Source organism: Arenibacter algicola (assembly GCF_018860365.1).
GTDB classification, from domain to species: domain Bacteria; phylum Bacteroidota; class Bacteroidia; order Flavobacteriales; family Flavobacteriaceae; genus Arenibacter; species Arenibacter algicola_B.
This window is the reverse complement of the sequence record NZ_JAHKPO010000018.1, coordinates 379272-401041: the sequence shown is the minus strand read 5'-3', so window position 1 is coordinate 401041 and position 21770 is coordinate 379272. Positions and strand designations below refer to the sequence as shown.

The 21770-nt window shown below is 37.9% G+C and carries 13 protein-coding genes; 1 reads left to right on the top strand and 12 read right to left on the bottom strand.

What is annotated here, in order from left to right:
* Positions 1-47 precede the first annotated feature (47 nt).
* From KO529_RS17210 to KO529_RS17175, 8 genes are all read right to left on the bottom strand, one after another.
* Positions 48-2726 (bottom strand): sodium:solute symporter family transporter, encoded by a 2679-nt coding sequence (locus tag KO529_RS17210; protein ID WP_215949100.1) that lies wholly within the window; start codon positions 2724-2726, stop codon positions 48-50.
* Positions 2719-4383 (bottom strand): sialidase family protein, encoded by a 1665-nt coding sequence (locus KO529_RS17205; protein ID WP_215949099.1) that lies wholly within the window; start codon positions 4381-4383, stop codon positions 2719-2721. Before KO529_RS17205 ends, KO529_RS17210 begins: the two co-directional genes overlap by 8 nt.
* Before the next feature lie 28 nt (positions 4384-4411).
* Positions 4412-6139, bottom strand: a complete 1728-nt coding sequence (locus tag KO529_RS17200) for an arylsulfatase (protein ID WP_215949098.1) — start codon at positions 6137-6139, stop codon at positions 4412-4414.
* A 324-nt stretch (positions 6140-6463) separates the two neighbouring features.
* The gene (locus tag KO529_RS17195) at positions 6464-7636 is read right to left on the bottom strand and encodes a sialidase family protein (protein ID WP_215949097.1); all 1173 of its coding nucleotides are present in this window, start codon (positions 7634-7636) and stop codon (positions 6464-6466) included.
* A gap of 82 nt (positions 7637-7718) precedes the next feature.
* Positions 7719-9164: a RagB/SusD family nutrient uptake outer membrane protein gene (locus tag KO529_RS17190; RefSeq protein WP_215949096.1), complete on the bottom strand. Its 1446-nt coding sequence runs from the start codon at positions 9162-9164 to the stop codon at positions 7719-7721.
* Between the two features lie 25 nt (positions 9165-9189).
* Positions 9190-12456, bottom strand: coding sequence for a SusC/RagA family TonB-linked outer membrane protein (locus KO529_RS17185; RefSeq protein WP_215949095.1), 3267 nt, complete (start codon positions 12454-12456; stop codon positions 9190-9192).
* A gap of 108 nt (positions 12457-12564) precedes the next feature.
* A complete protein-coding gene (locus KO529_RS17180) occupies positions 12565-13485 on the bottom strand; it encodes a dihydrodipicolinate synthase family protein (protein WP_215949094.1) in 921 nt (306 codons plus the stop codon).
* Entirely contained in the window at positions 13482-14204 is a 723-nt protein-coding gene (locus KO529_RS17175; RefSeq protein WP_215949093.1) for a FadR/GntR family transcriptional regulator, read from the bottom strand. The genes KO529_RS17180 and KO529_RS17175 overlap by 4 nt, the downstream gene beginning before the upstream one ends.
* Before the next feature lie 355 nt (positions 14205-14559).
* Between KO529_RS17175 and KO529_RS17170 the strand changes: the two genes are divergently transcribed.
* The gene (locus KO529_RS17170; protein WP_215949092.1) at positions 14560-15969 is read left to right on the top strand and encodes a sensor histidine kinase; all 1410 of its coding nucleotides are present in this window, start codon (positions 14560-14562) and stop codon (positions 15967-15969) included.
* A gap of 325 nt (positions 15970-16294) precedes the next feature.
* Here KO529_RS17170 and KO529_RS17165 read toward each other — a convergent pair whose 3' ends face one another.
* The 4 genes from KO529_RS17165 to KO529_RS17150 form a co-directional block, all read right to left on the bottom strand.
* A complete protein-coding gene (locus KO529_RS17165; RefSeq protein WP_252734447.1) occupies positions 16295-16870 on the bottom strand; it encodes a helix-turn-helix domain-containing protein in 576 nt (191 codons plus the stop codon).
* Between the two features lie 41 nt (positions 16871-16911).
* Positions 16912-17559, bottom strand: coding sequence for an adenylate/guanylate cyclase domain-containing protein (locus tag KO529_RS17160; RefSeq protein ID WP_215949091.1), 648 nt, complete (start codon positions 17557-17559; stop codon positions 16912-16914).
* A gap of 684 nt (positions 17560-18243) precedes the next feature.
* Positions 18244-19581: a sulfatase-like hydrolase/transferase gene (locus KO529_RS17155; RefSeq protein ID WP_215949090.1), complete on the bottom strand. Its 1338-nt coding sequence runs from the start codon at positions 19579-19581 to the stop codon at positions 18244-18246.
* A gap of 128 nt (positions 19582-19709) precedes the next feature.
* Positions 19710-21731 (bottom strand): S9 family peptidase, encoded by a 2022-nt coding sequence (locus KO529_RS17150; RefSeq protein ID WP_215949089.1) that lies wholly within the window; start codon positions 21729-21731, stop codon positions 19710-19712.
* Positions 21732-21770 lie beyond the last annotated feature (39 nt).

The following is a 21770-nucleotide window of genomic DNA, read 5'->3' as shown; positions in this document are numbered from 1 at the left end:
GTTTTATAGATTTATTATTGGGGAACCATTTTAAAAAAGCAGATACATTAATCTTTGGCAAAAAATAAACTAGCCAGGTATCCTACCAAAAAACAAGAAACAACACCTGTGGCAGAATACACCAATATATGAACCGGCTCAGTAATCCCAACATAAACCTGAACCATGATACTGACAACTATACCGATCAAAACACCCATCGAATTTGCTGTTTTTGTAAAAATTCCAAGTAGAAAAACACCGCCTAAACTCCCTATTACCAGGCCTAAGACCTTTTGAAATTCATCCCAAAGTGATTTTACGTCCATGGTGGCCATCATGATTGCGAAAAGGGTCCCAATTATTCCGATAATCAAAGTTGCTTTTCTAGCCAGTTTCAATTCATTAGTCTTTTTGTTCCATCCAAACCGAAAATGAATATCCGTAGCATAAGACGTTGCAGCTGAATTCATACTACTGCTCAAACTACTCATGGCCGCTGCAAATATTGCCGCAATCAATAATCCGGAAACGCCAGTAGGCAACTCTGAAACAATATACCAAGGAAATATGGCATCATTATTTTCAAAAGTTGGATTGAGTTCTGTTGGATAATTTTTAAAGAATGCGAATAAAGTGGTGCCCACAAAAAAGAATATCAGGGTGGCCGGTATGGTCAATATGGCATTGGTCCAAACACTTTTTTGGGCTTCTTTTTGGGTCTTGGTGGTCAAATAACGCTGTACCATGGTCTGATCTGAGCCATAAGTGGTGATATTTGCAAATATCCCGCCTAATAACATAACCCAAACTGTTGGCCGTTTTAAAGACAAATCCAGATCTATTATATTGAATTTATCATTTGCCCTTGCCATTTCAAGTATGCCGGTAACCCCTCCTTCAATGGAAGAAGTCATTAAAACCAAAGACAATATAGCTCCTCCAAGCAACACGATAACCTGAACAACATCTGTCCAAATTACGGCTTCTATTCCACCGTAAATAGTGTAGATCATACTCACTACTCCCATCAATGCAATACAGACAAAAATATCTATACCAGTCACTACATTCAATGCAATGGAAGGCAGGAACATTACTACTCCCATACGTCCAATTTGAAACAATATAAATGACAGACTGCCTAGAAGCCTTATAGTTAGATTAAATCTAGATTCCAGAAATTCATATGCTGTTGTAACATTAAGCTTTCTAAAAAATGGTATAAACCAGAACACAATGACAGGTGCCACTAAAAAAATGGTCATATTGAGCATAAAATAAGACCAATCTGTAGCAAAGGTCTTTGCCGGTACGGCCATAAACGTTATCGCACTTAAGGCGGTCCCAAAAATACTTAGTCCCGCTGCCCACCAAGGAATACGACCTCCGCCTTTAAAATAATCCTCAGTACTTTTCTGGCGTTTAGAAAAAAAATAGCCCATCCAGGCTAGAATAAAAAAATAAAGGCCAATGACCAACATATCTATTATTCCAAGATGCTTTGCATCCTTGTTAATAATAATTTTCAGTACTCTTGGAGTTCTTACACCAGGCCTAACCTCACCTGTGGGGACAACAATATCGCCGTTCCAGGTAACCGCAGTAGTAGTTACCTGCCCAGTTTGCGGTATCTCACCTATTTCATAAAACTCTTTAGAAATTGTATTAAAACTGTATATTTTATTTCCGAATCCAGGGTGCTCGTTAAGATGAGCGGTCAGTTCCATTTTGGCTAATTCCAACATTCTACCCACATCCTTGCCATTTACCAATTGACTTTCCAATTGTTCTATTCTTTTCTTGATGTCGATCTCTTGCATGGCCAGATTACCATTAGATCCAGAAGTAAAAATTATCGAACTTGCACCAAGTGGAAAAGCAGTGCCTGCCATAACCTTAAATTCTTGAATTCTATCATTTGAAATGACCTGCCATTTATTGGTCGTAGGATTGAACACATGTGCATCAGAAAGTACCCTCCAATCTCCTTGAGGAGTAATATTCCTACCGGAAAAAAGGTAAAAACAGTTCTCCAAACCGTTACTTTGGCTAACACTGACCGAGAAGGCTCTTGGGTCGCCATCCCATGATGGCAGTAACTCCCATTCCCAATTCTTTGGATTATCACCAACCAAGGACAACTTATAAAAACTATTAGTAGATGCACCACCAAAATCCGAAATACCACCAGCCACATAAATCGCATTATCGACTTTGGAAAAGGCAAAATTGGTAAGTGGCTGTGGTAGATCAGGACCTTGATTTATTTCTATTTCCCCCGTTTCTGGGATATAGTCAATAAACCAAGTATTAGATATATTGGTGTCTGAGGTGTTCCCGCCAAAACAAAGCAACCCTTTATTAGTGGATATAGCCCCTCCATACCCAGCAGCAAAAGGTATCTTTGTTGAGGCTACTTCCCACTGAACTGTACCATTCGCATTTTTCTTGAGTATAAAAATCCCGTCATAATAGGTTTTTATTCCACCTTCCCAAGGTAGTTTATCCGGAAAATTGGCCCCACCTGCCACAATCAATACATCATCGTCTATGCCCGTATATGGCCCTGCAAGACCCGGTTGAACATTTTGCCGAACGTTCGGCGGAAGATCTGGAAGATTGGTATACTCAAAATATTTATCCTGTGCATTGGCTTTCGAATAAATGAAACAGAATGTAATAGACAATATTAAGCCCCAAAACTTGAAATCTTTAATGTTTTTCAAAACGACTGCTCTAGTCATGTTTTTTGATTAGCTCATTAATATTGATCTTTTGGAAGGTCATATGGGCTTGACTACCTTCATAAAGTATTCCAATATGGTCATTATCTACGGAAGTAATACAGGAATATCCTGCACCACGACCTTCATCCAGTTCCATCCAGTACTCCCTAGGCCAAGTATTTCCATCATCTAAACTGACCTTTATGGTCTGTTTTATTCTTTTGTACTTGGAATTAGGATTTGAAAACACCATAATACTCTTAGAAGCCCCTTCATTATCCGTATAATCATGGCGATGGATACTGGCCATACAGGTAGGTTCTATAAGCGCACCGTTAGAGGTAGGGTGTTCTGTCCACGTTTCTCCCAAATCTTCTGTAATCATTATTTTTCTACCGTTAGTTTCTGATTTGTCCTCCCTATTCTTGTTGTCACGTATGTTTAGCATGATGTGCCCATTGCTTAATTCGACCGCCATGCATTCTGTGGTATTTTGTGATGCCGGATTACTGGTTGTCCACGTATTGCCCCCATCCTTACTATATGTTATGTTGGAAAATGGTATTCCGTTCTCATCCCTTCCTTGGGTTGGAATAACCAAGGTTCCATCTTTTAGGGTTATTCCATGACCGGGTGCTGGTGCCCAAAGCCACCATTTGGGGTCTTTACACATCTCCGTTAGATTAATGGGATCACTCCATGTCCTTCCATCATCAGAACTTTTAGTGATAAGAAATTGACTTGTCTGGTTAACACCAAAACCTGATTGGGAACCCTTGGTTCTCCACTGATGGTTCCATGCATCACTTTCTTCAGTCAAGTTTTCTTGCCAAATGCCTTCAGCGTTGATAACGCCATGCATCCATAGTCCGGCCAAATAAATGGTTCCTGTATTCTTGTCCACCAAAATATTGGCATCACTTACGCCATTAAATTTTTGAGGCAGTCCACCCCATTCCCCCATATCCAAGGCTATGCGCATTGGCTCCCAGGTATTTCCGTTATCTATGGATCTACTAACTCCAATATCCATGTGCCCTTGTAAATCCCTCCCTGACTCCCTGCGTACATCATAAACAGCTAACAAAGAACCATCTTTGGTTGTGGTAAGACCGGGAATGCGATATGTGTGTACATTATCTTCTTGGTGCTGTCTCACGGCTACTCCAAGACGTAAGGCCTTAGTTCCTGTATGATTTGATACTCCGAATTTTTTGTCCCCTATAGTGACATAATCTATATCGGTATAAACTTTATCAGTAAGATCAACATTATCGGTCAACTCGTAGGAGACCCAGAAATAGTTGGTTCCTGATTTTAAGTTTTGTTTTCCGTTAATCAAGGATACGGTTTTCGGATTATTTACCATCCCGAACAAAATTTTATTACTGAAAAGGGAATCGTTCTCGGTATAGTAAACCCGAATATTCTTAATGAAGTCTTTTTTTATTCCATCAATCGATACCTGAATGGCATTTACAATTTCATCATTGGTCTCACTATCCAATTGCAATCTTATGAATGGGTTATCTTCTTTACCCACTAAGATTGGATAGTTGAACGTTTTTGCGACAATCCTTTCACTTATTTGTACTTCATCTTTACAAGCCCAGGAGATAATAAGAAGAAATAGTAGCATTATTTTCTTTACCATTGTCTTAATTTTTAGTTTCATCAATATCATTGTTTAGTTTGAATTGTTTTTAATAAATCTCCAAGTCCAGTTCCTTATAATCTACAACACCTTTCTTATCGGCCCAATGCTGCCAGGCATTAGTTAGCTCCTCTACAAGTTCAGGATAAAACTTGGATAGGTTATTGGTTTCTGTTCGATCTGTATCCAAATTGTACAACTCCCAATTTCCTTTATTTTTAAATTCCATCATGTTGGACCAACTACCAGGATAAGCTGAAACCAATTTCCATTTTCCTTTGATAACTGCCCTATTTCCTTCATGTTCCCAGAATAAAGGCTCATTTCTGTTCAAGGGATTATCCTCAAAGGATGGTACTAGACTTACTCCTTGCAACGGTTTTATAGCATGTCCATTATATTCAGTAGGATATGTTCCTCCAGAAACCTCCAGGCAAGTAGCCATAATATCCATGATATGTCCGGACTGATGACGTAATTTTCCCCGATCAATTATTCCGTTTGGCCAATGAACTATAAAGGGAGTGGATATACCCCCTTCATGGACCCAGTTCTTATGCATTCTAAAAGGTGCATTGGATAAATTGGACCATTGGGGACCATAACTTCCAAATGTATTTTCAGGGCCCAATTCCAAACCAACAAAATCACCGGAGGTAACCTTTTGCCCATCCTTTGTTTTTTCGGGTATCAACTTACTTCTCCATGGAGTTCCCCAACGTTCCACCGTATTGTTCAAATGACCCTCAGCTGAACCTCCATTGTCCGATAGAAAAAAAATAAGAGTATTATCCAATTGTTCATTTTTTATAAGTGCTGAAAGAATTCTACCAATACCTTGATCTACATGCTCAATCATACCCGAGTATGCTTCCATTCTAGATTCTTGCCAGGCCTTATTGGGTTCTTCTTCCCAAGGGATTCCCATGCCATCCCGATCCGATAATTCTGTGGTTAAAGGAATTATACCGAGGCCTTTTAATCTATTGAACCGTTGAATGCGCAAACTGTCCCAACCTTTCGAAAATCTCCCCCTATGTTTTGCGATAAACCCTTCTTTGGCATGCAGTGGATAATGAGGGGCTGTATAGGACAAATACAAAAAAAAAGGATTTTCAGATTCACTTGCTTTCTCTATATAAGAAATGGATTTGTCCGTAAGGGCCTCTGTGTAAAAGAAGTCCTCCTGGGGATCTATAAACTTATTGCCCTCCATAAGTCCTGCAGGTTTATATTGACTACCATATCCCGGCAATGTTCCAAAAAATTCATCGAATCCCCTCTGAAGCGGCCAATTATGGTTGGAAGCATTTGGATCCGTAAATCGAGTCAGGTGCCATTTTCCTGCCATATAGGTATTATATCCGACCATTTTCAGTGCTTCGGCAATGGTTACCGTACTTAAACTCAAATCCCCCTTATACCCTTCATGCCCCAAATCGTTCATCATATGTCCTAAACCGGCCCGATGTGGATACAGCCCGGTCATTAAACTTGCCCTTGAAGGGCAACATCTTGCCGCATTTCTGAAATGTGTATATAATAGCCCATTTTTGGCAAGACGGTCAATATTAGGCGTTGGTATTTCACTTCCATAACAACTGATATCCGAAAACCCAAGATCATCCAACATCACTATTAATATATTGGGCCTTAAATCTTTTTTTATTTTATTTTCAGAATTTTTGGATCGACAGGATGAAAAAATGAGCACAAGTGACCCTATGATTAAATTCAGAAACCTTACCTTTTTTTTTATATTGTAGATATTTCTCATTGGTAATATTTGCACAACTAATAAATTCATGAAGAAATGCCTATTCATGGCGACTAGTTCATCCTCGATTAAATAAAGGTGTCCAATAGAAAACTTTGAAACAATAAGTCCAGTTAATGAGTATTGAAGCAAAGGTTGCCCTCTGCTTCAATATAACAAACTAACCTAACTCAACTCAAATTGTTTAATTCAGTTCTGAAACCTCAAATCTATAATTACCAAAATCACTCGAATTACCTGTAAGATGTTCATATTTCCTACAAAACTTGGCGCGCTATTCTAATATTTTGATTACGTCTCCAGCTCCTAAAAGCGAAATCTGGTCTATTCCATAATATTTTGGATTTTTTCAAGTGCCTTCTTCCTTTGCTCCGTTAGTTTATTGTTCAATAGGTCAGTTTTGAACCTAAAGGATAGTATATAGGGTTGTTCACCCTCATCCCAATGCCCATAAGTGGTACATAACAGAGTACCGTCAGGTAATAGTTCTGCTGCTGGGTAAGTGGAATCCCAATCTTTCGTGTTATCCTTAAACCGAATTCGAAATTGGCCTTCATAACCATTTTTCAAATCATCCCAGCTGCCAACCCATCCAACCCAATCACCTTCTGTGGGACTCATCACATTACCAGGTCTATTACGAGGGGTATTATCTCTAAACTGTATCAACAATCTTCCATCAGGCATATATATTCCTTGGTGCCTGTCACCGTTAAGAGATCCAGGCATAGGTTTGGGTTTGCTCCAGGTCTTACCTTCATCGGAACTAAACATAATCTGACTGTTATAATTTCTGGCATTCTCCCTTAATAACATTGCTATTTCACTCTTGTCTGGACTGTATATTAGGCCTGCCTCGCATAAATGGTGGCTGCTAGCCCTATACAATTCCTTCGGTTCACCCCAAGAGAGTCCCCCGTCCAAACTTTCTACTTGGTATAAAATCATGGTTTTTTCTGGACCCTGGGTATGGAAGGTAGCCAAATAATGTCCAGCATTTTTTAAAGGTATACAATCCGCCATAGCCACGATTCCTGTGTAATCTCCAATCCCTTTCAATTCGCTCCAAGTTTCTCCTTGATCCTCTGATACGGCCATTCTTATGACTTCCTGAAAACGATGTTGCGCTCCACTGAACATAATTAACCTATCTATTCCTTTAGCGTCAGTTGTTGGATAAATTGTAGGAACTTCCTTGCTAGTTGCCCAGCTTTCAGGTGTCTTTAAACGATCAGACCATGTTTTGCCACCGTCAATAGATTTTTTCATCACTATCCCACCTTTGCCATGACCTTTGGGGTAAACGCAGATAATGGTTTTACCATCTTCTAATAGCACTGTTGTTGGATGTCCAAGATATTGGTCTTTTTCCTTATCTATGACAATTTGGATGTCCTCTTCTCCATCCAAATCGATTATGGGTAAATCAAATCCCAGTTTGCCAAACACTTGTGAAAATCCACTTGTGGTTACCAAAAAAGCTAAAGAGACAAACATTAGAATTTTTTTTATTCTTTCTGAATTTATACAACAATTCATAGTCTTAAACATTTTAGAGAATATTGGAAGGAAAATATAATTATTCATAACCTTCAGTTTGTTCTATTAAAGCATTCTCAGCCATAACTGATTGACTAACTGACCAATAAAGTGGAGTTGTCTGACCTTGTAAATTGGGCACAAAATTATATACGTCAATGGTGCCGTCTGCATGGAATCTTCTGAGGTCCCACCATCTTTTTGGTTCCAAAAAAAGTTCCCTACCTCTTTCTGCTAATATTTCAAGATTTATGGAGGTTTGGTCCATTAAACCAGAATAATCATCGGTATTAGCCCTATTCCGAACTAAATCCAATGCGATAACCGCATTTTCCAAATCGTTTTTTGCGGCATAGGCTTCGGCACGCAACAATAACATATCGGCCCATCTGTATATGATAAAATCATTTGTAAACAAACGAACCCCGTCAATAATCTCTCCATAATACCTAGTTTGAGAATAAGAAATTATTGGTCCATCAACTTCCAAATAAAATGGCAGAAAGGTTCTATCCGCTCTTACATCCGTAATACTACTAAACAGATTCCTTGTTCTCTCACTGGGTGAATAATTGTGCCTAACATTAGCACTGCTACCAGGAATATCGGGACTGGCTACAGGATCATAATTAACATCCCTTACCGATAAGGTACTGGCATAATGATTATTGACCTCATCACGATGATTGAAAATTGAGAAAATTATTTCATCGTTCTTTTTAGTATCAAAAACATCCTCGAAAGAATCCAACAACGTTACCCCTTGGTCTTGAATTTTTTGTATAGCCGCCAAAGCTGCATCATAATCAGGGACACCACCTCCCAAAACTTTTCCCGTCCACATTTTCACATCCGCCAGTAGGGCATATGCCGCTGGTTTGGATGCAAAGTTTTTATCTTTAAATCCATCGTTGGGAAAGAGTGATATGGCATCGGAAATATCTGCATTTATCTGGACAAATACCTGTGCAACAGGTGTTCTTCCGATCACCTCGGCATCGGGGGACAAAACAGGCTCAGTAAGCAGAGGGACATCACCCCAAATTCTGGCCATATAAAAATAATATGTCGCCCTTAAAAATAAGGCTTCAGCTTTTAATTTATCCCTATCGTCTTCATTTGAAAAAGAAAGGTCATCTGCTACCGATAATAAGAAATTGATATTATTCAAGGCCCCATAGTAACCGGTCCAAGAGGTTCCGTTTGTAGAAGTAATATTTTGACTCCAAGCATTGGAAACGGTACCAATCACACCAACATCAAAGCCTTCCCCTCTATCTTCATGATAATAAGTGCTATTGTAATCGTCCTTTAAATCCCTGTAAATTCCTTGTAATAAAGCTTGGGCCTCTTGTCCGTTGGCAGGAAAATTCCCAAATACAATATCGGAAGGTACTTCTGTGTCCAAAACATCCTCACATCCTGTAAGACCAAATACAAGGCCAAGGAAAATAGGAAACATAAAAATTTTATATAATTGTTTCATAATCAAAATTTAATTTTTGTTTTACTTAAAAAGAAGCGGTTAACCTAAGTCTTATCTGAAATGGCCTAGGGTATATACCTTCATCGGTGCCATCAAATTGTTCCGGTGTTAACCCATCATACTGGGTTATGTAGCCTAAATTGTAAAATTCCAATCCAAGACTTGTATTACTCATTCCCAATTTTCCACTAATATCTTGAGGGAATAAATAGCTAAGGGATACCTCCCTAAAGGATAAATAATCTCCTTTTTTCGTGTATATATTGGATTGTCTATGATGATTTCTCGGTCCATTATCAGCACCGGATGCGTTATCATATCTAGGTAAAGTAGCAATATCTCCTTGTTCTTTCCACATGGCATCACTTAAAACATCTGTATTAGTTACCACATTATTCCTCGAATTTGCGTTTGATCTTGCTCTAAAATTATTCCATATTACATGACCGGTCGCCCAATCCTGTACCAATCGCAGTGAAAGCCCTTTAAAAGAAATTGTATTCACCATGCCTCCACGAAAATTTGGATCGATATAGCCCATAAATACCTGATCCCTAGAATCTATAATGTTGTCTCCATTTACATCTTTCCAAATAGCATCGCCACCCTTCTTTGCTCCACCATATTGTGATCTGTAATACCCGGACATTCCTTGGTCATCAGGTGCATTTGCCGCTTCTTCATCCGTTGCGTAAACTCCAATCATCTCATAGGCCCATACTCCGTTGGGCCTTTCTCCCTCTGCAAGGCCACCAACCCGCGTTTCGTTACCATTTTCATCCCAAATTATTAGACCACCACTTCGGTTTTTGTCGAACTCATTATCTGGCAACTCAGTAACTTCGCTCTTATTATATGCTAAATTTGCTGCCAAATTCCATGAAAAATTCTCTTTTGCAATAAGGGTCCCACTGAGCTCCATTTCCACCCCTTGGTTGGTTAAGGATCCAAAATTACTTCTGATACTACTAAATCCTGTTTGTGCTGGAAGCGGCATATTCAAAAGTCTGTCTGAGGTTACTTTATTATAATAATCAAACAGAATATTGAAGCGGTCATTAGCTATACCTAAGTCCAATCCTATATTGGTTTGGGTGGTCGTTTCCCACTTTAAATTATAATTTGGCAGTTTTGAAATTCTTACAGCACTTCCCAAAGCATAGGAGGTAGACGAAAACCCACCTTGAGTATCCGAAAGGGCCAAATTGTCATTTCCTGCTTTACCCCAACTTCCCCTAAATTTGACTTTACTGATTAGATCGGATTTCCAGAATTCCTCATGATGCAAATTCCAGCCCGCGGATACGGCAGGAAAAATACCAAATCTATTATTTTCGGAGAATCTTGAAGAACCATCGCGCCTAATACTGAAACCCAAAAGATACTTCCTTGCAAAATTATAATCCAACTTTCCAAAAAAGCTCATCAATTTGTTGGTAGAAATATCGGAGGTAACCCTTTCTCTTTCTGTCTCGGAGGCATTTAACGTGGAAATTAGATCGGTTGGGGCATTGCTACCACTGCCACTAAAACTTTCATAATGGTTTTTCACATATTGGGTCCCTATCAATACATCCAAATTATGCGATTCATCAAAAGTGTTCGTATATTTTAATAAACCATCCAGCATAACCTGATTTTGTGTATCGTTAAATCTGGACATTGCCCTATTGGAAACTTCTGGTGATGCCCGCTCAAAAAAGTTGCCATTACTTTCATACCTATAAACGGAAGCACTTGGCAAAAAGGAAAGACCTTTTATTATATTCCAATCAAGGCCAATTTTACTACTTGTCCTAAACTGTTTTCGTTCATCATCCTGATAGTATAATTCATGAAAAATATTTCTTGGTGAACTAGTGGTTTCTCCTAATGCTGGGGTGCCATCATCATTCCATATCCTATAAGTATGGGGTAACCTAGAAGATCTATTAATGGTATTGTTGGTACTTCGAGGTTGGTCAATATCATTGAATTGATAAGTGAATTGTCCGTTAACGCTTAGATCATCATTTATTTTAAATGTTCCATTCATTAAAGTATTAAATCTAGTTGCAGCCGTTCCAATCACCACACCTTCTTGATTCAAATAACCAGCACTAATATTATAATTACCCATTTCTGATGATCCTGACATTCCTACATTTATATCATGTGTAATGGCAGATCGGACCCTTATTTCATTGAGCTTATTATCAATAAATATCAACTCCCTTCCCGTAACGGGATCCGTCATGGTTCTATAACCATTGTTCAACAAACCATCGACATAAGCCTGACCTTCTAAAGAAGTTAATTCATCCAAATAGGTCAATGCAATACGCTCAAATCCAAATTCCCCTTTTTCCGATAGTTCTTGAACGGAATATCCAAAATTAGCATTTGTAAGTCGGGCTCCAGGACTATTAAGACTCACCCCTTTTTGTGCAGCTATTCTGGACACCCTAAGATAATCCTCCACGCTGGTCCAATTATAATCTTTAGCCTGTTGGTCAACTCCTGTTGAATAACGAATGTTAATGCTTCCTTTACCGGACCCCTTACCAGTAACTGTTGTTACGAGTATAACGCCATTGGCTGCACGTGCACCGTAAATAGCAGTAGAGGCTGCATCTTTTAGCACTTCAATTGATTTGATGTCACTGGGGCTAACACCATTCAAATCTTCCCTAAAAACACCATCAATAATATAAAGGGGTTCATTCGAACCAGAACGTGGATCTGTTTGAGTACCTCCCCTGATATAAACGGCTGCTCCGGAACCTGGTTGGCCCGAATCCACATTTACGCTCAATCCAGCTACTTTCCCCTGTAGAAGCTGAACAGGATTAACAGCTGGGCTATTTTGAATTTCTGTTTGCTTGATTTTTGATACCGAACTGGACATTAATGACCTAGACTGCGTACCAAATCCAACAACAACAACTTCATCAAGACTTTCTGCAGATTCTTCCAAACGAACGTCGACAGATTGTCGTCCATTCAATGCAATTTCTTGGGAAGACATGCCTACATAAGTATAAACCAAGATTGCATTGGCGGGGACATTAATACTATAAACGCCGTCAAAATCAGTAGTAACACCATTTGTTGTTCCCTTTTCCACAATACTTACTCCTGGAAGAGGCACATTTTGACTATCCGAAACAGTTCCCTTTACATTAATTTGGTCCTGTGCTTCAGTACTATGAAGCGATAGAAAAAAGAAAATCAAGGGAAAACAGGAATATATCGTTTTTCTAAGCATAGAAACAATATTCCCTTTCAAAGAGAATTCAGTTATTTTTTTCATAATTTTGAAATGTTTGAATTAATTCATACTTATTTTGGGTTAATTACTTGCCCTGCGCTGCCACGCGGGGCTTTTTAGTCTAATTGGTTAATGTTTTTGATTAATTTTTTAATTAGAATTGACCATCTCAAAAAAATCACAATCTTTTAATTCTTTTTCAAATGCCTTCATCTCATGAGAAGAAAGGGATTGTAATGGTTTACGACATGATCCACAATCTATCCCTATGAGTCCCATAATTGCTTTTCCAGATACCAGGGCACCTTTATACTTGATAAGAATGTTGATCACTTCAATGGATTTCCTTTGTTTTTCCCTAGCCTTTTCGATATTGCCATTTATAAAATCCTCAATGATTCCATAATACAAAGGCGCCATAAAATTGTAAGTACTTCCTACTGCCCCGACCGCTCCAAATGATAATCCTGCCAGCAACAATTCATCATAACCATGGAGAATATCCCATTTTCCATTATCCATAGATATGCACTTGGACATTTCCATAAAGTTGTTATCGGTGAATTTGATTCCGGCAAGATTTGGTATTTTACTTTTTGCTTCATTTAGATATTCAGACATGGGAAAGTCAACCCCTGAAAGCGCCGGGATATGATAATAATAAAACGGCAATTCCGGAGCTGACAGTGCCACATCCTTACTAAACTCAACCAACTCATTCACTCCCTTTGGGGCCAAAAACGGAGGCCCCATTATAGCAATTGCCTCAGCTCCCAATCGCGCGGATTCCGAGGCCAATAATTTGGCACTGGATATACTTGTGCTCCCAGTATGGGCAATAATCCTAAAATCCTCGGATTTTTGAGAAATCCATGCCTCAATTACCTCCAACCTTTCGTTGTCCGTCATCAACATTCCTTCTCCCGTGGTGCCGGCAACAAATACACCTTTTACCTGCATTTTCTTTAAATGGTCTGCATAAGAAGAAACATTTTTTACATTAATTTTGCCATTTAAATCCATTCCAGTAAATGGAGCGGCAATCAATCCTTTTGTTTTCTTTATCGTCATTTTTTATTATTAAAATTGTATAAGAACTCCCAATACGGTCTTAAGTGTTTTCTAATTTTTTCTTGATATAAATTTTTGTCATTATCCTTTATTGCCTGTAATAAATCACTATGCGTTACAAGCTCATCACTTTCTTGCAGCTTCTTATTTATAGGTTCAAAATAACTTTCATAATTATGTTTGGCAAAAACAAAAACAGGTTGCATCAGCTCATAAAAATTTAGGATAAATTTGTTTCCTGCGACTTCATAGATTCGCTTATGAAATTGCATTTCATCTTCAATTGACAAGTTGTTTATTCCAATGGCCTGTTGCCTTGAAATAATCTGTTCCAAATCTTCAATATCTTTTTCAGTAACATTAGTAAATAGAAATTCGGCTATCCCAACCTCCATGGCTATTCTCATCCCCATTAATTCTTTTATAGTAGGAACACTAAGGAGCTGAGGATCCAAGACTTTTCTAAATCCATTCAGTAATGGAGGCTCCTTAACAATTATTCCTCTTTTTGTACGAGATTCCAAAATTCCTAACATTCTTAAGCGACTCATGGCTTCCCGTACTACATTACGCCCCACACTAAACATTTCGACAAATTCCTTTTCATTCGGAAGGGAATCTCCTGGAACTAGTTTGTTCTCCTTTATATATTCGATGATTTTTGCCTCTACCTGGTCGGTGAGGGTAGTAACTATAAATTTCGATTCCATATTACTCATATAAATCCCTTTTGTCCTACAAATATAACAAAACACACAATATGGCAAAATATTTATTGAAAATTATTGTAAACTGAATTAAGGTAATATTGTCGTAAGAGAACACAAAACTGCACAGGTTTTGGAACAAATTATTACAAACTAATATCTGGGAATTCCCGTATTTAGTAAGTTTTGATAAACCGAACAGGAATTCATAACCAATCGTAAAGCCCAAAATCATCTACCTTACTTATACCCAGTGTACTATGATTATATTTCAACAAAAACCCATTTAAGTTTCCAAAAAACATTAAAAAAACAGATTATTGCACGATTTTTTTTAATCTTTATCAAAATAAATTGAACAAAAAAAATGACCTTAGATTATCCCTCGATATTGTTTTTTTTAGCCCTGAATAATTTATTTATAATTGCACTGTTCATCTATCAATATTTTTATCAACACAAACAATGGTATTTGTTGTTGGTTGCATTGGGTATTATGTTTCAAACCAGTGCTATTCTTATGTATGCCAATAGGGAGTTATTAGCTCCTTTATTTGCTTTGCGCATTAATAATTTCCTTATGATTTCCTGTTTTGCCTTTACATCATTTGGCCTTATCTCTTTTGATGGTAAAATGCGAAAAAAACTGTTATGGATTTTCGCGGGTTTTGCTTTTATATTTTACTCCGCCATTTTGTTTGCTGAAGAAAACAACGTCATTCTTAGTATTATACGCATAACGTCCTGCTCTATTTTCTATGCTATAGGTGCTTATTATCTATTTTTCAATAAAAATAAATACAAGTTCTCCATCATATTAAGTGGGGTACTACTATTGTATTCCATATTCCAACTCTTTCGAGCGGTTAATATATACCAATTGGGAGAGTCTTATGTTTTCCTCCAGAATTCTACTTTCAATAACTGGTTTCTAATAATTTCTGTTCTTGTAATTAGTGCTATTAGTATAGGTTACATAATGCTTTTAAAAGAAGTAGATCAAAAAACAATACTTCGAAAAAATAAAATCATTGAACAGGATAAACATAAACTGGAAGCGTTGAACCAAACCCAAAATAAATTGTTTTCAATTATAGCGCACGATTTAAGAAGTCCGTTCAACAACATATTATGCCTTTCTGAACTACTCTCAGAAAAGGTAGCTGTCACTGAAAATTCTGAATCTGAAGAGTTTGTTGATCTAATAAATACAACTGCAAAAAACACCCTCAGTTTGCTGGACAATTTATTAAACTGGGCAAAATCGCAAACAGGAGAACTTGGTTTCAGCCCGGAAAAAATTAAGCTGTCCAAAGTGATACACCATATTATTGAACTTAAAATGTCCCAGGCAAAAGCTAAGAACATTTCCTTGCATTTTTCTCCTATAGACGAAATTGAATTAAGTACTGATAAAAATATTCTAGGAACTGTTTTAAGGAATTTAATTTCGAACGCCATAAAATTCACAAATCCTGGAGGACATATAGAATTGGTAACTACTACTGATGAGCACCGGGTTGAAATTTCTATTAACGACAATGGCGTTGGTATGACAGAGGATACCATTCGTAAAATTTTTGACCTAACCACCAATGTTACCTTGCCGGGCACGGCCAACGAAAATGGTTCCGGTCTGGGCTTGGTCCTTTGCAAGGAATTTGTGGAAAAATTGGGTGGGCATCTTTGGGTTGAAAGTGAATTAGGAAAAGGAAGTAATTTTAAATTTACATTGCCTTTAAATATTTCAAAACCTGAATTAGCAAAAAGTGCTTAATAACTTTTCCTATGAAATGCCTTTAAATAAAAATGAACAAAACATTATAAATAAAAAAACCGCCTAATACCCATAGGCGGCCTTTACAGTTTAAATGCAAATAATGTTAATTACAACCTTTGCAAGCACAAGAACTACCGCAGTTGCAGTTTTCACAAGTACAATTTGGTTTGCCGCAACTCTGTTTAATGTTTTGACTAGTGCTGTTCAATTTTAATTCTGATTTCATGATTTTTGTTTTTAAATAATTTTATAGGCCAAAGATAGAATCAGGATGGCTGTTCAGTTTTACATCACTTTGGGAAAGACTTACAGAATTTTGGGATTATATTTGGTCGAGCAATTTACGCTTGTTTGAGCCCACTCGTTTGAAATGGGAAGGAGTTAGTCCACTAATTTTTTTAAATTGGTTGGAAAGATGGGCAACGCTGCTATACTCCATTTCAAAAGCTATTTCGGACAAAGTCATTTCATTATATACCAGTAGTTCCTTTACTTTTTCGATCCTTTGATCAATGAAATAATTTTCAATAGTACGGCCTTCTACTGATGAAAAAAAACTGCTTAAATAGGTATATTCGTGGTGCAGGTGTTCCGATAGAAAAACAGAGAGCTTCATTTTTTGTTCATTTGGACCAACTTCCTTCCTCGCCTTCATGATTACCAATTGTTTTATTTTTTCAACCAACCCATGCATGCGATTATCAATCAATTCGAGCCCTATTTGAACGAGCTCGGTGCGTAACAGATTACTTTGCTCCTTGGTAATACTTTCCGATAAATGAATTTCTCCAATATCAACTTGTTGAAACGGTATGGATAAATCCATTAAAATATCCCTAACTGCAAGTATGCAGCGATGACAAACCATGTTTTTTACAAACAATATATTAGAAGCCATAATTTAAAACAGGATTAAGATACTTCAATAAATAGTCGACCTTAATTGACTTCATGATTGGTCAATTGATTTCTTAAATAAATATCCAAACAGTTGGACGAACAAAAGAAAATATCGTCCCGTGATGGATGCTTTATGGCTTGGTTCGTGTCCAAAATCAGCATTCTGCAAACGCTATCGATAAAAACTGAATTTATATTTTCGCTTCTTAATTCATATAATTCCACAAAGCCTGTTATATTTTTGAAGCTGTGCTTCCCCATTGATTTTAAATTACTAACGGACTTATCGGAAAGCGACTGGACAAACTCTTCTGAACACCAAAAAGTACCAGGGCTTGCTTTGGCCGCAATTCTTGAAGTCAGGTTTATGGCCGAACCAAAATAGCTGTCGCGCCTTTTAAGAAGCTTTCCATAATGCAGCCCACCATGAACCTGAAGAAAATTATGTTCTTGGGATGTAGTGTTTAAAATATTGGTTGCTGTTGCAAGTAAAGCATCGGAAGTTGTTGAAACAATCATCAATTCATCTCCAATACGCTCCTTCAGATGACTATCTCCAACAATACAATCTTCCACAATTGCTATATACTTGTCAATTAAGTCTGCCGCCGAAACAGCACCATGTGTTTCTGTTAGAGCGGTATAACCGGACAAGTCGGAAATTAGAATGCAGATATCCTCTTCCATACTAATTAATTTAAATAAAAAGTATTAACCCTCAGGGCAAGCCCTGAAGCCAATAATAGGAATCGACCCAAGGGTCGAGGTATTGAACCTAGATCCCGCCGAAAAAGGCGGGATTAGTTCAACTTGCAATTTTAAGTGCGTCTTACTGACTTCTCAAAATAGAGTTTCACTAATAAAGTTACAAATATTTTAATTCCCTATTTTAAACTTCACTACTTAATTTCTGGGAAATCCGTTCTCAATAATCCCCTAAAATCAACGGTTTTTTTAATTAAAATCTGAGCCTTGGACTTATTGCAGTTGTAGTTGGGACTGTTCCTCAATATAAGTTCTATGCTGAGGAGGGAATAAGTATTTTATAGTATTCACGTATCCCAAGATGAAGCTTTCATCAGATCTTGATAAGGAAACCGTGTTATGGAATTAAAGGGTTACAAAGAAAAGATCAAAAGCTATGGAATTCCAAATCATGGATTTGTCACGCCCAAATCATATGTGTCCAAAATTTTTGTCTCTATTGGATACAGAGTATGAAAATGCCTTTACCAATAATTACCAAGATTTGTATGATATATCAGGAGACAAACAACATCTTGTACGTATTATAAGTAATAGGAGAAGGTTGCGGTGTTGACCACTCCCACTTGTATCAGCTGTCCCAACATTTTATTGGGTAGGTCCTTGTTATTGGGTCACCATTTTAACCCCTTTTCTAACGTCCCTGTCCCAGATTGAAAGCTTCATTTTCATGTCGTTCAATAAAGTTGGGTTTTCCGATCCAATATCATTGCTCTCGGACAAATCGGCGGATAAATCATATAGTTCATACTTGGAGTCATTTTCACTCTTTATACGAACCATTTTCCATTTTCCACTTCGTACAAAACTCAAGTCTTCATATGCAAAAAAAACATCCCTATCCGGTAAGCTGGTGGCATTTAGAAGATTGTCCTTGATGCTAATACCATCTATTTGTGAAGCCTCGGGCTTTTTCCCGATAAAGTCGAGCACAGTAGGAAGCAAGTCCATAGTAAGAACGGTTTCGGTATTAATTGTACCTCCCTTTACGTGACCTGGATAGGAAATAATTGCCGGAACCCTACTACCACCTTCGTAAACCTCATTTTTAAATCCTCTTAGAACACCATTACTCCCGTATTCATTGGCCCCATTATCGGATATGAAGATCACTACCGTATTTTCATATTCCCCAATTTCTTTTAGGGCTCCAATTATTTCACCTATACCTTCATCCATTACCTCTACCATCTCCTTGTAAATGTCCTGAATACTGTCCTGAACCACCAAGTTGCCCACTTTACCAACTTCCCTCAAAACTCGGTCTATACGTCTTTGATATGGCCTATGGGGGGACTCGTGCGGTAAATATAAAAAGAACGGTTTGTTGGTTTTCTTGGGATTATTTTCTTCTACAAACTTTAATCCGTAGTGTGTTATCAGGTCGGTAACATAACCACTTTCATCTTCCATCTTATTTCCTTTCCACCAGTCCCGGTTACCCTCCTGATCTATATGGGCATGATAATCTATACCTCCGCTAACAAAGCCGGCGTAATCGTCAAAACCCTGTTCCATAGGATTGAATTCCTTTGCATATCCTAAATGCCACTTCCCATATATACCGGTATTGTAATTATATTTTTTTAATTCTTCCGCAATGGTGATTTCATTGAGCCCTAGGCCTACATCCCTATGGTTTTTGGAAGTTACAACGCCCTCTATCCCGGTACGCTGTTGGTATTTGCCCGTCATTAATGCTGCACGTGTAGGGCTGCAGACTGCCCCGTTGGAATGAAAATCTATAAACCGGGTACCCTCCATGGCCAGTTGGTCTATATTTGGTGTCTTTGTGAGCTGGTTTCCATAACAAGAAATATCCCCGTACCCAAGATCATCTGCCATTATAATCACAAAATTGGGTGCCTTCGCAATGCTTTCCTTTTTGCCCGAGCATGATAGAAAACAAACGCTAATCAATATCAATAATGTCCCTTTGCCCATAACTTATTATTTTACTTGAATAATTTTTTTATACTGATTTTATTAAAATCAACTCTATTCTTTACTAGTTCCAATAGGCTATAATCGTTGTGGCAATCGGCGAATTGAGACCTAGTTCATTGCAATGGTCATTTTACATATTCCCACTCATACGGCTTGTTCAGCGCGTATTTGGCAAACCACTCCAATTCAACATTTATCTTGTACAAACGATGTTGCAATTCCATCCACCTATGTACCTCACGGGGCGCTATATACAAATGCGTTGGAACATTGTTGCTTTTTAATGCCCTATATAACTCTACCGATTGTTCCTTTGGAACCACAGGGTCATTTTCCCCTACGATAACCAGGGTGGGTGTTTCTACATTACTTATATCCTTTAAGGGAGAATGGTTCCAATAAACTTCAATAGGTGCATCCTTTTGCCAAGGAGTCCCTCCAAACCAAGCATCTCTGTTATACCTTACATTGCTTTGGGAATACATGCTTATCCAATTCACTGCCCCAGCTCCCGAGGATGCCGCTTTAAAACGGTTGGTAAACGTGATTAATTTATTGGTCATATGCCCTCCTGCACTCCAGCCCATTTTTATCATTCTTTCCGGGTCTGCTATACCTTTTTCTATAAGAAAATCAACTCCGGCCATTACATCGAGATGTGATTGGTCATAATAACCGCCAACCATTCCGCGTAAGAAATCATCGCCATAACCTGTGCTTCCCCTATAGTTTGGTTGAAGCACCACATATTCCATTCCCGTGAGTACTGGAACATAGGTAGTATAGCGCAAGGACATGCCGTATTTTTCTGAAGCCCTTGGACCACCATGGGTTTGCACCACCAATGGATATGTTTTTTCAGGATTATAATTATGCGGATAGTAAATCATACCCTCCACGGTTACCCCATCTTCTCCTTTCCAGCTAATAACTTCCTGTCTTGGTAAATTGAACTTTATTTTTAGTGAATCGTTATGATGGGTTATTTGTTTAAGTTTTCCCTTTTTAAAGGAGAAAATCTCCCCTGGATTTTCCATTGTTTTAATGGTGACAAAATGCTCATCCTGTTTGGGATTATAAGTCCACTGCCCTATGGAATGTTTTCCTTCTGTGAGCTGAACCAATTTTTTAGAAGCTATTTCGTACTGCCATAGTTGGAATTGCGAGCCCATATTTGCCACAAAAAATATTTTACCACCGTCAGAAGTCCATTCGGCAGCAGAGACCTCATAGGGAAAATCCTTTGTAAGCAAATCGATATCAGAGCTGCCATCGCTTGCCAAAAGGAATAATTTATTATTATAGTAATCTTCCATTTTACCGTTAACTGCAGCAGTAAACATTACGGATTTATTGTTAGGAGCTATTCGGGCCCCTGTTTTAAATAACCTGTTATTTGTAATTTCGGAAACACTGTTGTCCGTGAGTTGAATTTCACCACTTCCATCATTATTGATCAACCAGATTTCACTTTTAAAGGAGTCGTCCAAAAGTGGACTTGGGGACTTATGCACTGCTATCCTATTTCCGTCATGGGAAAGACTATAGGTTAGAACTGAATAATCTCCTGAAGTTATTTTCTTTTCATTAGTTGCTCGATCTATCTCCCACAAATGTTTTTGTTTGTAGTTTTCTTCAAAGGGATATACATCTATTTTATTACTTTTTAAATTTTCCTCTTCTGCTGTAAAAGGGTCATTAGCCGTAAAGTACAGTTTTTTGCTGTCTGGCGACCAGCTCACATTGGAAACAGAGGTTTTATGATTTGTAAGCCGTTTACTCTCCCCTCCATCTGACGGCATTATATAAATCTGACTTTGCTTATCTTCCTTTCTTTTGGCTAAAAAGCTGATCCATTTTCCATTTGGAGACCATAGTGGTTCACTTTCATTTTCCAGGCCAAAGGTGAGTTGCTTTGTGTTTTCACCGTTTTTATTTACTTGCCATATATGGCTTATTTGCCTATTGGCATTCCAATTGCTCTCCGTTAAAATGTAAAGTAGGGAATTACCGTCCGGGGAAACCTGAATATCGGAAATGCTAGGGATACTTAAAAAGTCTTTTATAGACATGTTTCTTTTAACTTCCTGGGAATAACCGATCAAAATATTTAAAAAGAATATCCCTAGTATTAAGTATTTTTTCATTCGATGGTGTTTATGTATTAAGATTGGATTGGAAAGTTG